The 1,016-nt window shown below is 35.0% G+C and carries 3 protein-coding genes; 1 reads left to right on the forward strand and 2 read right to left on the reverse strand.

What is annotated here, in order from left to right; translation table 11 throughout:
* Window positions 1-184: 184 nt before the first annotated feature.
* Window positions 185-382 (forward strand): hypothetical protein, encoded by a 198-nt coding sequence (locus PX636_RS18495; protein WP_041803851.1) that lies wholly within the window; start codon window positions 185-187, stop codon window positions 380-382.
* Between the two features lie 151 nt (window positions 383-533).
* Here the strand turns inward: PX636_RS18495 and PX636_RS18500 are convergent, their stop codons facing one another.
* Window positions 534-713, reverse strand: coding sequence for a hypothetical protein (locus PX636_RS18500; RefSeq protein WP_024970469.1), 180 nt, complete (start codon window positions 711-713; stop codon window positions 534-536).
* The gene (locus PX636_RS18505; RefSeq protein WP_043995702.1) at window positions 700-996 is read right to left on the reverse strand and encodes a BrnT family toxin; all 297 of its coding nucleotides are present in this window, start codon (window positions 994-996) and stop codon (window positions 700-702) included. The genes PX636_RS18500 and PX636_RS18505 overlap by 14 nt, the downstream gene beginning before the upstream one ends.
* Window positions 997-1,016 lie beyond the last annotated feature (20 nt).

Here is a 1,016-nt window from a genome sequence, read left to right on the forward strand (position 1 = left end):
AGGTTTTATTCATGATTAGGTACAACAGGGGGTATAATAGGGTATTTAGTAGGTGGTATTACATATACATATATGCAAGGCATAGCAATGGGTGTAATGTGGGTATATTGTGGGGCTTAATAGATACCACAGTGCTGAGTTCCTATGGTATGATAGTTCCATCAACTTTTAGATAGATAAAAGTATGGCAGACACAACTAAACAAGTGAGTATGCTAGAATTGGAGTTAGAAGATGATCTAATCAGACAAATTGAAGATGTAGCTGATTCTGGTTGTTTTTCAAAAGATGAATTATTACAAAGTATTTTAGAAGCATGGAGATATCATCAGTCCTATATACATAGACTTGAAAATATGGTTCAAATAATCAATATTAAGTAATTCGATTTGAGGATAACGTGGAATGATTACTATCAAATGATTAACTGCTTATTGTTTTGAGCTAACAAAAAATTTTATCACTATTTTCTTGAACAACAGTCTATTAAACTTTCATAACAAGTAACCCTGAGACAATTATCAGTTTTAGCAATTATTGAGATGTTAATTTATTGTAAGCAGAAATAATCGCCGCATTTTCCCAATCATCATCAAAAGGGAGCGCATCGGGATCTGACAAAGCATTAGCCTCGATTTCTGCATCGCTCATCGATTTAACTCGCTCCCAATCGGTTAAATCTTGCCTTTCCTCTTTTGTGTTAACAATCCCCATCTTGGGGGATACTCTCTTGATACTTTCTTCGCTCACGTTCGTTTGCTCTCCTAGCACTAATCAATCGGCAAGTTTCCCCTCTTATAGTATAGACAACATAACAGATTATCCCGTTTAATTGTCCCAGCAAACACATCCTTATTTCTTGGTAATCTTGGCGATTATCTTCTCTGATTAGACAGTGACCATCGAAAATAGGAGGAACAGCCGCAAAATCTATCCCATGCTTCTCTATATTAGAATATCTTTTAGACTGATCCCAGTCAAATTCTCTAAATTGCATAAATAAATCTCCAAAAATTG

Origin of the sequence: Microcystis sp. M53598_WE2 (genome assembly GCF_030067735.1) — a bacterium.
GTDB classification, from domain to species: Bacteria; Cyanobacteriota; Cyanobacteriia; order Cyanobacteriales; family Microcystaceae; genus Microcystis; species Microcystis aeruginosa.